12 protein-coding genes and 1 riboswitch are annotated in these 13,940 nt (G+C 70.3%); of the genes, 8 read left to right on the top strand and 4 right to left on the bottom strand.

The window, feature by feature from the left end; translation table 11 throughout:
* From ACFXPK_RS20625 to gcvT, 4 genes are all read right to left on the bottom strand, one after another.
* Positions 1–834 (bottom strand): serine dehydratase beta chain (locus tag ACFXPK_RS20625; RefSeq protein ID WP_385077349.1); only part of this gene is annotated, 834 nt, incomplete at its 3' end.
* Between the two features lie 120 nt (positions 835–954).
* Positions 955–2,223: a serine hydroxymethyltransferase gene (glyA, locus tag ACFXPK_RS20620; protein WP_385006897.1), complete on the bottom strand. Its 1,269-nt coding sequence runs from the start codon at positions 2,221–2,223 to the stop codon at positions 955–957.
* A gap of 52 nt (positions 2,224–2,275) precedes the next feature.
* On the bottom strand, positions 2,276–2,653 hold the full coding sequence (gene gcvH / locus ACFXPK_RS20615; RefSeq protein ID WP_329822085.1) for a glycine cleavage system protein GcvH: 378 nt from the start codon (positions 2,651–2,653) through the stop codon (positions 2,276–2,278).
* Positions 2,654–2,831: 178 nt separating this feature from the next.
* Positions 2,832–3,971 carry a glycine cleavage system aminomethyltransferase GcvT gene (gcvT, locus tag ACFXPK_RS20610; protein ID WP_385006899.1) on the bottom strand — a complete coding sequence of 380 codons (1,140 nt, stop codon included), beginning with the start codon at positions 3,969–3,971 and terminating at the stop codon, positions 2,832–2,834.
* A 146-nt stretch (positions 3,972–4,117) separates the two neighbouring features.
* A riboswitch (glycine riboswitch) is annotated at positions 4,118–4,215 on the bottom strand.
* Between the two features lie 210 nt (positions 4,216–4,425).
* Between gcvT and ACFXPK_RS20605 the strand changes: the two genes are divergently transcribed.
* The 8 genes from ACFXPK_RS20605 to ACFXPK_RS20570 all read left to right on the top strand — a co-directional run bounded on the left by ACFXPK_RS20605 (position 4,426) and on the right by ACFXPK_RS20570 (position 13,828).
* A complete protein-coding gene (locus ACFXPK_RS20605) occupies positions 4,426–5,154 on the top strand; it encodes an AAA family ATPase (protein ID WP_385077344.1) in 729 nt (242 codons plus the stop codon).
* Between the two features lie 120 nt (positions 5,155–5,274).
* Positions 5,275–6,009: an enhanced serine sensitivity protein SseB gene (locus ACFXPK_RS20600; protein WP_385077341.1), complete on the top strand. Its 735-nt coding sequence runs from the start codon at positions 5,275–5,277 to the stop codon at positions 6,007–6,009.
* A 391-nt stretch (positions 6,010–6,400) separates the two neighbouring features.
* Positions 6,401–7,195, top strand: coding sequence for an enhanced serine sensitivity protein SseB C-terminal domain-containing protein (locus ACFXPK_RS20595; RefSeq protein ID WP_385006111.1), 795 nt, complete (start codon positions 6,401–6,403; stop codon positions 7,193–7,195).
* Between the two features lie 359 nt (positions 7,196–7,554).
* Positions 7,555–8,553, top strand: a complete 999-nt coding sequence (locus ACFXPK_RS20590; protein ID WP_385006113.1) for an ABC transporter permease — start codon at positions 7,555–7,557, stop codon at positions 8,551–8,553.
* 42 nt (positions 8,554–8,595) lie between these two features.
* Positions 8,596–10,356 carry an ABC transporter substrate-binding protein gene (locus ACFXPK_RS20585; protein ID WP_385006115.1) on the top strand — a complete coding sequence of 587 codons (1,761 nt, stop codon included), beginning with the start codon at positions 8,596–8,598 and terminating at the stop codon, positions 10,354–10,356.
* Between the two features lie 159 nt (positions 10,357–10,515).
* Entirely contained in the window at positions 10,516–11,526 is a 1,011-nt protein-coding gene (locus ACFXPK_RS20580; protein ID WP_385006116.1) for an ABC transporter permease, read from the top strand.
* Positions 11,523–12,662, top strand: a complete 1,140-nt coding sequence (locus ACFXPK_RS20575) for an ABC transporter ATP-binding protein (RefSeq protein ID WP_385006118.1) — start codon at positions 11,523–11,525, stop codon at positions 12,660–12,662. The genes ACFXPK_RS20580 and ACFXPK_RS20575 overlap by 4 nt, the downstream gene beginning before the upstream one ends.
* Complete coding sequence (locus ACFXPK_RS20570) at positions 12,659–13,828, top strand: ABC transporter ATP-binding protein (RefSeq protein WP_385077336.1); 1,170 nt, start codon at positions 12,659–12,661, stop codon at positions 13,826–13,828. The genes ACFXPK_RS20575 and ACFXPK_RS20570 overlap by 4 nt, the downstream gene beginning before the upstream one ends.
* The last annotated feature ends 112 nt before the right edge of the window (positions 13,829–13,940 follow it).

The following is a 13,940-nucleotide window of genomic DNA, read 5'->3' as shown; positions in this document are numbered from 1 at the left end:
GGGGCGTACACCCTCTTCCCCCGCCATCTCAAACTCGGTCCCCCACACCCCGCGGGGGCCCGGGTGGGCCCCGCCGCCGCGAGGGGGCCGCGCCGACTGCGCGGCGCGGCGGCGGACCTTGAGGCCGCCGGGGAGGATGCCCTCGCGGGAGATGCCCCGGGAGACGCACGCCTGCATGACCCGCCAGATCTCCAGCAGCCCGGCCCGGATCTCGTCCTCCGTGCGCCACGCCTTCTCGTTCTCCAGCATCAGCGCGGAGATCGACAGGCCGGTGTCGGCGGAGAGCCGCAGCAGTTCGTCGCCGGTGCGGAAGGGGTGTTTCAGTACCGTGTCGTCCAGTTTGATGCGGTCCTCGCCCACGGCGTCGTCGTCCACGACGAAGCCGCCGCCCACCGAGTAGTACGTCTTCTCCAGCAGCGGCGCGCCCTCGGCGTCGTACGCGAACACCGTCATGCCGTTGGCGTGGTACGGCAGGGCCTTGCGGCGGTGCAGGACCAGGTCCTTGTCGGCGTCGAAGGCGATCTCGTGGACGCCGAGCAGGCTGAGCCGGCCGGTGTCGCGGATGTGCGCCACCTTGTCGTCGGCGCTCTCCACATCGACCGTGCGCGGGGAGTCGCCCTCCAGGCCCAGCAGGACGGCCTTCGGGGTGCCGTGGCCGTGGCCGGTCGCGCCGAGCGAGCCGTACAGCTCGCACCGTACGGAGGCGGTGTGGGCGAGCAGGCCCTCGTTCTTGAGGCGGCGGGCGAACAGGCCCGCCGCGCGCATCGGGCCGACCGTGTGGGAACTGGAGGGGCCGATGCCGACCGAGAACAGGTCGAAGACCGAGATGGCCACGGTGGTGCTCCTTACAGGGTGTCGTACGGCGGGGAGGCCGTACGTGGGACGGGGCACCGCGCGTACGGACCGGGGGTGGTGGTCCGGTGGGCGCGGTGCCCCGGCGTACTCGGGTCGGGGTTACAGGCCCGGGTACAGCGGGTGCTTCTCGGCGAGCGCGGTGACGCGGCCCGCCAGTGCCTCACGGTCGAACTCCGGCTTCAGCGCCGCCGCGATGACGTCCGCGACCTCGGTGAAGTCCTCCGCGGTGAAGCCGCGGGTGGCCAGCGCCGGGGTGCCGATCCGCAGGCCCGAGGTGACCATCGGGGGGCGCGGGTCGTTCGGGACGGCGTTGCGGTTGACGGTGATGCCGACCTCGTGGAGCCGGTCCTCGGCCTGCTGGCCGTCCAGCTCCGAGTTGCGCAGGTCGACCAGGACCAGGTGCACGTCCGTACCGCCGGACAGGACGGAGACGCCCGCCTCGGTCACGTCCGGCTGCACCAGCCGCTCGGCGAGGATGCGGGCGCCGTCCAGGGTGCGCTGCTGGCGCTCCTTGAACTCGTCCGTGGCCGCCACCTTGAAGGAGACCGCCTTGCCCGCGATGACATGCTCCAGCGGGCCGCCCTGCTGGCCCGGGAAGACCGCGGAGTTGATCTTCTTCGCCAGTTCCTTGGTGGAGAGGATCACGCCGCCGCGCGGACCGCCGAGGGTCTTGTGCGTGGTGGTGGTGACGACATGGGCGTGCGGCACCGGGTTGGGGTGCAGCCCGGCGGCGACCAGACCGGCGAAGTGCGCCATGTCGACCATCAGGTACGCGCCGACCTCGTCCGCGATCCGGCGGAAGGCCGCGAAGTCGAGCTGACGGGGGTACGCGGACCAGCCGGCCACGATCAGCTTCGGGCGGGACTCCTTGGCGAGCCGCTCGACCTCGGCCATGTCGATCTGGCCGGTCTCGCCGTCGACGTGGTACGCGACGACGTCGTAGAGCTTGCCCGAGAAGTTGATCTTCATGCCGTGGGTGAGGTGCCCGCCGTGCGCGAGGTTCAGCCCCATGATCGTGTCGCCGGGCGAGAGCAGCGCGAACATCGCGGCGGCGTTCGCCTGGGCGCCCGAGTGCGGCTGTACGTTCGCGTGCTCGGCGCCGAAGAGCGCCTTCACCCGGTCGATGGCGATCTGCTCGACCACGTCGACGTGCTCACAGCCGCCGTAGTAGCGGCGGCCCGGGTAGCCCTCGGCGTACTTGTTGGTGAGGACGGAGCCCTGGGCCTCCATGACCGCGACCGGGGCGAAGTTCTCCGAGGCGATCATTTCGAGGGTGGACTGCTGACGGTGGAGTTCGGCGTCGACAGCGGCGGCGACGTCGGGGTCCAGCTCATGGAGTGAGGCGTTCAGAAGCGACTTCGAAGACATCACGGTCCCTGGGGTGTCTTGATGCGGGGTCGGCCGGGTGAGCTGCGTCACGTCAGTTTCCGGAGAACTCTGCGTATTCGTCCGCGGTGAGCAGGTCCTTCGGCTCCTCGGTGACGCGTACCTTGAACAGCCAGCCGCCCTCGAAGGGCGCGGAGTTCACCAGTGAGGGGTCGTCGACGACGTCCTGGTTGGTCTCGGTGACCTCGCCGGTCACCGGGGCGTACAGGTCGCTGACGGACTTGGTGGACTCCAGCTCTCCACAGGTCTCGCCCGCGGTCACCGTCTCACCGACCTCCGGAAGCTGGGCGTACACGACATCGCCGAGGGCGTTGGCCGCGTACTCCGTGATACCGACCGTCGACACACCGTTCTCGGCGGCCGTCAGCCACTCGTGCTCCTTGCTGTAGCGAAGCTGCTGGGGGTTGCTCATGAGCTGAATTCTCCTGTACGCGGGGGAGTGGTGCGGAACGGCTGTCTTGCGGACCGAGACGGCGCCGGGGCGGCACCTGGAGGGCACCGGCACGGCGCCGGGACGGGCGCGCGACCGACCGACGGACGGACGGATGGGACGGGCGGCGGGAGCGCCGGGGTGCCGGACGGCGTCCGGGTCACTTCCGGCGCTGGTAGAAGGGCAGCGCCACGACCTCGTACGGCTCGTGGGAACCGCGGATGTCCACGCCCACCCCCGCCGTACCGGGCGCGGCGTACGCGGCGTCCACGTACGCCATGGCGATCGGCCGGCCCAGCGTCGGCGACGGGGCGCCCGATGTGACCTCGCCCACGACCGCGCCGCCGGCGACCACCGGGTATCCGGAGCGCGGGACGCGGCGGCCCTCGGCGATCAGGCCGACCAGCTTGCGCGGCGGGGCGGACGCGGCGCGCTCGGCGGCGGCCTCCAGCGCCGCGCGGCCGACGAAGGCGCCGCCGTTCGAGGTCTTGTCGAACTTCACGACCCGGCCGAGACCCGCGTCGAACGGGGTGAGCGCGGTGGACAGCTCGTTCCCGTACAGCGGCATGCCCGCCTCCAGCCGGAGGGTGTCACGGCAGGAGAGCCCGCAGGGCACCAGCCCGACCCCCGCGCCTGCCTCGGTGAGCGCCTTCCACAGCTCCTCCGCGTGCCGGGGCTCCACGAAGAGCTCGAAGCCGTCCTCCCCGGTGTAGCCGGTCCGCGCGATCAGGGCGGGGACCCCGGCGACGGTGCCGGGCAGGCCCGCGTAGTACTTGAGCCCGTCCAGGTCGGCGTCGGTCAGCGCCTTCAGGATGCCGGGGGACTCCGGACCCTGGACGGCGAGCAGCGCGTACGCGTCGCGGTCGTCCCGTACGGCGGCGTCGAACCCCGTCGCGCGGGCGGTCAGCGCGTCCAGGACCGTCTGCGCGTTGGAGGCGTTGGCGACGACCATGTACGTGTCGTCGCCGAGGCGATAGACGATCAGGTCGTCCAGGATCCCGCCGTCCTCCTGGCAGATCATCGTGTAGCGGGCCCGGCCGGTGGCCACGGCGCCGATGTTGCCGACGAGCGCGTGGTCCAGGAGGCGTCCGGCGTCCGGTCCGGTGACGGTGATCTCGCCCATGTGGGAGAGGTCGAAGAGCCCGGCGCGGGTGCGGACGGCGGTGTGCTCGTCCCGCTCGCTGCCGTAGCGCAGCGGCATGTCCCAGCCGGCGAAGTCGGTCATGGTCGCGCCCAGCGCGCGGTGCGTGGCGTCGAGGGCGGTACGGCGCGGGGTGCTGCTCGGGGGGACATGGCTCATCGGTGTGGCTCCCAGGGCATGACGGCGAGGACGGTCCTCCCCATCTGTCATCGGAACCTGAGAGGTTCATCACGACCCCGCGTATGGAGGGCATGACTTGCACCTTGGGTGGAGCCGCGACGACGCGGCCCGCTTTTCAGATCTGCCTCATCCACGCGGTACGGGGCCTGAGAGATTCAAGGGAGGAACTTGCTCCTTCGGCGCCCGGCGCACACGGTGACCGGGACTCTCCCGCGCGGATTCAAACGGCCGGTATGCAGTTGGCGGGCACATCATCGCACGGGCCGCCGCGGAGTGGGGCGGCCGGTCACCACGCCGTCGCGCGGATGACCGGACGCGGCGCGGGTACGGGTGAGAAGCTTGCGGGACATTACCAAGTCTTTACACTCCATGGGCAAGAGTCATGGGCCAGACGGACTGAGCTGACACGGACTGAGCTGACAGGGGGACGGCGATGATCTCGCAGGGGTCCGGCGCGTGCGCCACGACCGCGGGTGTGCCCGCACAGCAGGGCGTGAGACCGGTCGGGGACGGCCCGGCGGTGAGAGGCCCCGGGGCGGTGGGCGCGCCCGCCGCGACCGTCCCCGTCGCGCCCGCCGTGCGCGATCTGCGGGGGCTGGGGCCCGGAGGGGGCCCGGACGGTCTCGTCTTCGACGCCGGTGACCTCGTCGTCGTCTCCGGGCTGCCCGGCAGCGGCAAGTCCACGCTGATCCGGCGGGCCGCGCAGGGCGGCGGCATCGACTCCCAGGACGCGCGGGACCGCTGGGCCCGGCTGATGCCGCCCGCGCTGCCGTACGCCGTCTACCGCCCCCTCGTACGAACGGCGCACTACGCGGGGCTCCGGCGCGCGCTGGGCTCCGGAGCGAGCCTGGTCGTGCACGACTGCGGTACGCAGGCCTGGGTACGGCGCTGGCTCGCCCGGGAGGCCCGTACGCGCGGGCGCCGGCTGCATCTGCTCCTGCTGGACGTGGCGCCCGAGACCGCCAGGGAGGGCCAGCGCGAGCGCGGCCGGGGCGTCTCCGGATACGCCTTCGCACGCCACCGCGGCGCGGTCCGCCGGCTGCTCTCGGACGCCGAGACGGGCCGGCTCCCCGCCGGATGCGCCTCGGCCGTGCTGCTGGACCGGGACGCGGCGGGCGCGCTGGAGCGCATCGCCTTCTTAACCGAGCCGCACACCGATTGACGGAGCCGCCCCCGGTCACCGCCCACCCGGTGACCCACCGCGGGCGGCGCACCCCGCGGCCTGCGGCGTTAGGGTGCTGCCGCAGGGTCCTGGGCGGACGGGGTGGAGAGGTACACAGTGGTGAACACAGCATGGCCGGGCAACGAGCTGGAAGAGGTGCTCACCGCCTCGCTCGGCAACGACGCGGCGGGCGGACGGCTGGTCGAGGTGCTCGGACGCAGCGAGATCTGGGTGCCGCTGCCCAACGGCGGCGGCCCCGACAGCCCCGCGCTCGACCTGCCGACGGTGGAGATCGACGGCGCACCGTACGTCCCGGTCTTCAGCTCGCACCAGCAGTTCCTCAGTTGCGTCGGCGACCACATGGCGTTCACCGTCGCGCCCGCCCGCGAGTTCGCCCGCGGACTGCCGCCGCAGCTCGGCATCGCGATCAACCCCGGCGGAGCGGTCGGGGTACCCCTCCCGCCGCTCGCCGTCGCCGAACTCTGCCGGGTGGGGCGCACCCCGCTCGACGGACCGGCCAGCGGGGGCCGCGTCCGGCTCTTCCAGCCGGACTGGAAGGAGGACCCGGTCGACTTCCTCTCCGCCGCCGCGGCCGAGTTCGGGGCGACGGGCACGGTGGCCACCGCCCGCCGCGCGCTCGCCAGCGTCGAGGGCGAGCCCCCGGTCCTCTTCATCGGCGTCCAGCTCTCCTCCTGGGAGGCCGCCGACCGCAACGCGCCGATGGACGCGCTCGGCCGCGCGCTCGGCCGGGTCCCGGTGGCCTGGCCGGTCAACCTCCTCCTGCTCGACCTGACCCAGGACCCGGTCGGCGAGTGGATGCTGGCGAAGGTCAGGCCCTTCTACGAACGGGCGTAGCCGTAGCCGGAAGCGCGGGGCCGGAAGCGCGGGGCGGCGGCCGGCGCCCCGCACCGGGTGCCGGGCCCGTCCGCCGGCTCCGTACCGCACTCCGTGTCCCATCCGGGACCTGACCGGAGGGGTACGACCGGCCGGGGCGGGTATGACCCGTAGTCGCGGGCGCGTCGCCGCTCCGGTCACCGGACGGTTCACGGGGCGTACGCGGTGGAAGGACACGGGGCTCGCGCGGTGGAGAACCGGCCGTACCGCGCCTCCCGCCTATGCGGCACGCGCACCCGCCGTCAAGTCGGTGTCAGGCCAGCCGCCTAAGCTGGTTTGATGGCCTGGCCGGCGCACCGCGCGGCGCCGGGGAGCGGGACGAATGGTGGATCGAAGAGGGGCGGGACCCAGAGTGAGCGCGTCAGGCACCGCGGCGGCCGGGCAGGTCGAGCACATGCTGCGCCAGGTGACGCCGGGACGGTACGACGCGTACGAGGCACTGCTCCAGGCCCTCGCCGACGACAGCGTCTGGATGCTGCTCTGGCACGGTCAGGCCGGTTCGCCCGACGCCCAGTACGGCAACATGGAGGTCGACGGGCTCGGCTACGCGCCCTGCGTCACCTCCGCCCAGGAGCTGTCCGCCAGCGGCTGGACCCGGGCCCATGAGGTGGTTTCCGGCCGCGACATCGCCCGCGCCCTCTTCCCGGACCGCTGGGGGATCTGGCTCAATCCGCATGCGCCCGGCGGCGGCCTCGGCATCCCGTGGCTGGACCTGCGCCGGATCGCCACCGGCCTCGACCGGATGCCCGCGGGGCCGCTGCGGCTCTCCGAGCCGGCCATCCAACTCCCGCAGTTCTACGCCCTGCTCACGCAGAACGCGCACCGCACCCCCGCCGTGCGCTCGCTGCGCCGCGCCTGGGTGCAGCCGGCGCTGGGCGCCCCGTACCTGGCGATCGGCCTCGACCTGTACGACACGAGCCCGGCCTCCGTCGACTCCGTACGCGCGATGATGCGCCAGTCGATCGGCGCCGTCCCCGAGGGGCTGCCGGTCTCCACCGTCGCCATGTCCGACGAGTACGACCCGGTCACGATGTGGCTGCGCGTCAACTCCCGCCCGTTCTACGACCGGGAGGCGCACGCGGCGCACGCGGCGCCCGTCCAGTCCTCCGGTTACGGCTATCCGCCCCCTGCCTCTCGCGCATACTGAACGCTCCACGGGGGAGGAACGGGTGGGGCACGCATGCCCGTTCTGGTGGATTCTGACGGATTGGTGATCGGTCTCGTCCGTTGAGGCCGAAGTCGTGTCCGTATAACGGTAACCCTCTGATCGCATCACGGTTGAGCAAACATTCCCGGATGGGGCTGGCGGGTGATCGCGATAGGGCTGAAGACTCCCTCCAGCAGGTGGCATCGGCACGTATGTGCGAGCGATGTGCGGGCGACGCGCTGACAGAAGCGGATCGCCCGAACCGGGGGGACCACCATGCGACATCAATGAAGTGAACGAGCCGCTACAGCGGCGGGCACAGGCCGGCCACCCGTCGGCCGAGAGGGGTCTCCAGCGCAATGACGGCACCTATCGAGACCACCGGGTCGGCGGCGCAAGCGCAGCCGGAAGCGGTGCTGGAAGGCGCCGGGGGCAAGCAGATCGAGGGCCGCTCGCTCGGCCGGATCGCGTGGACGCGTTTCAAACGGGACAAGGTCGCCATGGCGGGCGGCGTCATCGTGATCCTGCTGGTCCTTGTCGCCGTACTCTCCAAACCGCTCCAGTCCGTCTTCGGGCTCGACCCCAACGCCTTCAACCAGGACCTGGTCGACCCCACGCTGCTCGCGCCCAAGGGCAGCTTCGGCGGCATGAGCTGGGACCACCCCCTGGGTGTCGAACCGCAGACCGGCCGGGACATCCTGGCCCGCATCATCGAGGGCTCCTGGGTCTCCCTGGTCGTCGCGGCCGGGTCCACGCTGCTCTCCGTCGTCATCGGCGTCGTGATGGGCGTCGTCGCCGGCTTCTACGGCGGCTGGGTCGACAGCGCCATCAGCCGCATGATGGACACCTTCCTCGCCTTCCCGCTGCTCCTCTTCGCGATCTCGATCTCCGCGTCGCTCCAGGGCAGCGTGTTCGGGCTCGAAGGGCTCTCGCTGCGGATCGCCGTACTGATCTTCGTGATCGGCTTCTTCAGCTGGCCGTACATCGGCCGCATCGTGCGCGCGCAGACGCTCAGCCTGCGGGAGCGGGAGTTCGTGGAGGCGGCCAGGTCGCTCGGCGCGCGCGGCCCGTTCATCCTCTTCCGGGAGCTGCTGCCCAACCTGATCGCGCCGATCCTCGTCTACTCGACGCTGCTGATCCCCACCAACATCCTCTTCGAGGCTTCCCTGAGCTTCCTCGGCGTCGGTATCGCGCCGCCGCAGTCCTCGTGGGGCGGCATGCTGTCCACCGCGGTCGACCTGTACCAGGTCGACCCGATGTTCATGGTCATTCCTGGCATGGCGATCTTCATCACCGTGCTGGCCTTCAATCTGCTGGGGGACGGTCTGCGTGACGCACTCGACCCCCGTGGCAAGTAATCGCGGCCCGGCCGCACCATCGATCGAGGGGGCTTTCCTCAGGTGAACAGCAGAAAGACAGCATCGGCCGTCGCCGTCACGCTGGCGTTGGCACTCGGTGCTACCGCCTGTGGCAGCGGTGACAGCGACAGCAAGGACGGCAATGGGGGCGGCAGCGCGAAGGCCGATGCCGGACTGAGCACCATCGTCAACGCCAGCACCAAGAAGGGGGGGACGGTCACGTACGAGCACTCCAGTGGCCCGGACTCCCTGGACCCGGGCAACACGTACTACGGCTGGGTGCAGAACTTCTCCCGCCTGTACGCCCGTTCCCTGGTGACGTTCAAGCCGGCCGCCGGCAAGGAGGGCCTCACGGTCGTTCCCGACCTGGCGACCTCCCTCGGCAAGGGCAGCCCGGACGCCAAGACCTGGACGTACACGCTCCGCAAGGGCGTGAAGTTCCAGGACGGCACCGAGATCACCTCCGCGGACGTCAAGTACGCCATCGAGCGCTCCAACTTCGCGCCCGAGGCCATCTCCAACGGTCCGACGTACTTCAAGTCGTACCTGGACGGTGGCGACAAGTACAAGGGTCCGTACAAGGACAAGTCGCCCGACGGTCTCAAGTCCATCGAGACGCCGGACAAGTACACGATCACGTTCAAGCTGAACAAGCCGTTCGCGGACATGGACTACCTGGCCGCGTTCTCGCAGACGGCCCCGGTCCCGCAGAAGGCCGACACGGGCGCCGAGTACGTCCAGAAGATCGTGTCCTCGGGCCCGTACAAGTTCGACACGTACAGCGAGAGCCGCGGCGCGACCTTCTCCCGGAACCCCGAGTGGGACCAGGCGAGCGACCCGATCCGCAAGGCGCTGCCGGACAAGATCGAGCTGAAGTTCAACGTCAACGCCTCGACGGTCGACGAGCACCTGCTCAGCGACACGATCACCGCGGACATCGCCGGCACCGGGCTCCAGTCGAAGACGCAGCCGAAGGTGCTCGTCAAGCCGGCCGAGAAGGCCCGGACGGACAACCCCTACGCCGGCGCGCTCGCCTACCTGGCGATGAACGTCAACGTGAAGCCGTTCGACAACGTCGAGTGCCGCAAGGCCGTCCAGTACGCGATCAACAAGGCCGGTGTGGTCGACGCCGTCGGTGGCGCGGTCAAGGGTGACCCCGCCTCCACGATGATCCCGCCGTCGGTCGCCGGGTACAAGAAGTTCGACCTGTACCCGACCGAGGGCAGCAAGGGCGACGCGGCCAAGGCCAAGGAGCAGCTCACCAAGTGCGGTCAGCCGAACGGCTTCAAGACCTCGCTGACGGCGCGCTCCGACCGTCCCGACGAGGTCCAGGCCGCCACGCAGATCCAGCAGAGCCTGAAGGCGATCGGCATCCAGGCCGACATCAAGCAGTTCCCGGCCGACAAGTACTTCACGGACTTCGCGGGCTCCCCCAAGTGGGTCCACGACAACAAGGCCGGCCTGATGATGATGGCCTGGGGTGCTGACTGGCCCACCGGCTACGGCTTCCTCGACTCGATCGTGAACGGTTCGGCCATCAAGCCGTCCGGTGGCACGAACCTGATGGAGCTGAACGACCCGAAGATCAACAAGGCGCTGACCGACGGTATCGGCACCCTCGACGCCACCGCCCGTGGCGAGAAGTGGGGCGAGGTCGACAAGCTGGTCATGGAGAACGCGTCCGCGGTGCCGCTCTTCTACAAGAAGAACCTGCTCTACCGCCCGGACTCGGCGACCAACGTCACCGTCGCGGAGTCGTACCTCGGTATGTACGACTACGTGCTGATGAGCTCGTCCAAGTAAGTCCGCGTGACCTTCCGAGCGGGCTCGGCACAGACTCCGGGCCCGCTCGGCTACACATTCAGTAACACCTGTTACATCAATCAGCACCCCCCGAAAGGCAGGTGAAGGTGCCGGATCGTCCGGGCGCACCCCGCCCGCACGCCCTGGTACCGCACGGCTGTGGCTGCGTACATCATCCGACGCGTATTCGCCGCGGTGTTGCTGCTGCTGGTGGTCAGCGCAGTCACGTTCGCGATCTTCTTCCTGGTGCCCCGGCTGGGCGGCCAGACGACCGACTCACTGGCGGCCCAGTACGTCGGCAAGGGCGCCGACCCTGACGCCATCGCCGCCATCAAGGCGAACCTGGGGCTGGAGGATCCGCTCTACCTCCAGTACTGGCACTTCATCAAGGCCATCGTGGTCGGCGCCGAGTACAACCTCGGCCCCAACCCCTCGGTGTGCAACGCACCGTGCTTCGGCTACTCCTTCAAGACCCACGTCGAGGTCTGGCCCGAGATCCTCCAGCGCATCCCGGTCACCTTCTCGCTGGCCATCGGCGCGGCGGTCATCTGGGTCGTCTCCGGTGTCGCCATCGGCGTTCTCTCCGCGCTCAAGCGGGGCTCGATCTTCGACCGCCTGACCATGGGCATCGCCCTGGCCGGTGTCTCGCTGCCGATGTTCTTCACCGGCCTCGTCTCCCTCGCGCTGTTCAGCTTCCACTGGACGATCTGGGAGGAGCTGGAGTTCGTGCCCTTCTCCGAGAACCCCGGCGACTGGGCGTGGAACCTCATCCTTCCCTGGTGCACCCTCGCCTTCCTGTACTCCGCCCTCTACGCGCGGCTCACCCGCGCGGGGATGCTGGAGACCATGGGCGAGGACTACATCAGAACCGCGCGGGCGAAGGGTCTGCGGGAGCGCCAGGTGGTCGTCAAGCACGGCCTGCGCGCCGCGCTCACCCCGCTCGTCACCATCTTCGGCATGGACTTCGCCCTGCTCCTCGGCGGCGCGGTCATCACCGAGCGCGTCTTCTCCTTCCAGGGGATGGGCGCGTACGCCATCCAGGGCGTGACCCGCAGCGACCTGCCCATCGTGATGGGTGTGACGCTGGTCGCCGCCTTCTTCATCGTTCTCTGCAATCTGCTGGTGGACCTCGTGTACGCCGCGATCGACCCCCGGGTGAGGCTCTCATGAGCGACGTGAGCAAGACGCAGGACGCGAGCGGGGACGAGGCGGGTACGGGCGCGACGGGCACGGGCACGGTGGACACGGCCGCGGCCACGGGCGCCCCCGGCGCTCCGGCGGCGAAGGACGCGTTCCTCTCCGTACGGGACCTCCGTATCCACTTCAACACCGACGACGGCCTCGTGAAGTCCGTCGACGGCGTCAGCTTCGACCTCCAGGCGGGCAAGACCCTCGGCATCGTCGGCGAGTCCGGCTCCGGGAAGTCCGTGACCTCGCTGGGCATCATGGGGCTGCACAACTCCGAGCGCGCCCGGATCTCCGGCGAGATCTGGCTGGACGGCGAGGAGCTGATCGGCGCGGGTCCCGAGCGGGTGCGCGCGCTGCGCGGCCAGAAGATGTCGATGATCTTCCAGGACCCGCTCTCCGCGCTGCACCCGTACTACAGCGTCGGCGCGCAGATCGTGGAGGCGTACCGCGTCCACAACAAGGTCGACAAGAAGACCGCCAGGAAGCGGGCGGTCGAGATGCTCGACCGGGTCGGGATCCCCGAGCCGGCCCGGCGCTACCACGACTACCCGCACCAGTTCTCCGGCGGTATGCGCCAGCGCGCGATGATCGCGATGTCCCTGGTGAACAACCCCGAGCTGCTGATCGCCGACGAGCCGACGACCGCGCTGGACGTGACCGTCCAGGCGCAGATCCTCGACCTCATCCGTGACCTCCAGAAGGAGTTCCACTCGGCGGTCGTCATCATCACCCACGACCTCGGCGTCGTCGCCGAGATCGCGGACGACCTGCTCGTGATGTACGCGGGGCGGTGCATCGAGCGCGGCTCCTCGGAGAGCGTCTTCTACCAGCCGCAGCACCCCTACACCTGGGGCCTGCTCGGCTCGATGCCGCGTATCGACCGCGACCAGACCGACCGGCTGGTGCCGGTCAAGGGGACCCCGCCCAGCCTGATCAACGTCCCGTCCGGCTGTGCCTTCAACCCGCGCTGCCCGTACGCCGACGTCCCCAAGGACAACCTCACCCGCACGGTCCGCCCCGACCTGCGGGAGATCACCGACGGGCACTTCTCCGCCTGCCACATGTCGCGCGCGGAGCGGGAAAAGATCTGGACCGAAGAGATTGCGCCGAAGCTGTGACTGAGCTGACGAAGAAGATTCCGGAGCAGGTCGCGGCGGGTGGCCCCTCGGACGGTGTCGAGCCGATCCTCAGGGTCACCGGCCTGGTGAAGCACTTCCCGATCACCAAGGGCGTGCTGAAACGCAAGGTCGGCGCCGTCCAGGCGGTCGACGGGCTCTCCTTCGACGTACGTCCCGGGGAGACCCTGGGCGTCGTCGGCGAGTCCGGCTGCGGCAAGTCGACGATGGGCCGGCTGATCACGCGGCTGCTCGAACCGACCGGCGGAAAGGTCGAGTTCGAGGGCAAGGACATCACCCACATGTCCGCGGGCGCGCTGCGCCCGATGCGCCGCGACATCCAGATGATCTTCCAGGACCCGTTCGGATCGCTGAACCCGCGCCACACCGTCGGCGGGATCGTCTCCACCCCCTTCAAGCTCCAGGGCATCGAGCCCGAGGGCGGCGTGAAGAAGGAGGTGCAGCGGCTGCTGGAGCTGGTGGGCCTGAGCCCCGAGCACTACAACCGCTACCCGCACGAGTTCTCCGGCGGACAGCGCCAGCGCATCGGCATCGCGCGGGCGCTGGCCCTCAACCCGAAGCTGGTCGTCGCCGACGAGCCGGTCTCGGCGCTGGACGTGTCGATCCAGGCCCAGGTGGTGAACCTGCTGGACGACCTCCAGCAGGAGCTGGGACTGACGTACGTGATCATCGCGCACGACCTCTCGGTCATCCGCCACGTGTCGGACCGGATCGCGGTGATGTACCTCGGCAAGATCGTCGAGCTGGCGGACCGCAAGTCGCTGTACGAGTCGCCCAAGCACCCGTACACGAAGGCGCTGCTGTCGGCCGTGCCGGTGCCCGACCCGAGCCGGCGCGGCGGCAAGAGCGACCGCATCCTGCTCAAGGGCGATGTGCCGTCGCCGATCTCGCCGCCCACCGGCTGCCGGTTCCACACCCGGTGCTGGAAGGCGACGGAGATCTGCAAGACGACCGAGCCCCCGCTGATCCAGCTCGGGCCCGGCCACCAGGCGGCCTGCCACCACCCGGAGAACGCGCCGGACCAGCGTCCCCAGGACACGGTCTCGGTGGCGGCGCGGGAGACCATCGAGCTGGCGGAGGGCGCGACCGCCACCGCGGCGAAGTCGGCCGGGGAGACCGGCGGGACCGCCGGATCCGTCACGGAGTAGCGGCCCGCACCGGGCGCTCCGGTCGACAGGCGCCTGAGGTGCGGTACGAGGTGTGAGGTGTGTGGGGGGCCGCGGGGGGGCGCCCCGCGCGCCCCCCCGGGGGGGGCCGGGC

Source organism: Streptomyces sp. NPDC059142 (assembly GCF_042755665.1).
Taxonomy (GTDB): Bacteria; Actinomycetota; Actinomycetes; order Streptomycetales; family Streptomycetaceae; genus Streptomyces.
This window is presented reverse-complemented; position numbering and strand designations above follow the sequence as displayed.

What these genes read in the sequence shown, in the direction of transcription:
- glyA (WP_385006897.1), bottom strand. Translation starts at nt 2,223, where the DNA reads ATGTCTTCGAAGTCGCTTCTGAACGCCTCACTCCATGAGCTGGACCCC.
- gcvH (WP_329822085.1), bottom strand. Translation starts at nt 2,653, where the DNA reads ATGAGCAACCCCCAGCAGCTTCGCTACAGCAAGGAGCACGAGTGGCTG.
- gcvT (WP_385006899.1), bottom strand. Translation starts at nt 3,971, where the DNA reads ATGAGCCATGTCCCCCCGAGCAGCACCCCGCGCCGTACCGCCCTCGAC.
- ACFXPK_RS20605 (WP_385077344.1), top strand. Translation starts at nt 4,426, where the DNA reads ATGATCTCGCAGGGGTCCGGCGCGTGCGCCACGACCGCGGGTGTGCCC.
- ACFXPK_RS20590 (WP_385006113.1), top strand. Translation starts at nt 7,555, where the DNA reads ATGACGGCACCTATCGAGACCACCGGGTCGGCGGCGCAAGCGCAGCCG.
- ACFXPK_RS20575 (WP_385006118.1), top strand. Translation starts at nt 11,523, where the DNA reads ATGAGCGACGTGAGCAAGACGCAGGACGCGAGCGGGGACGAGGCGGGT.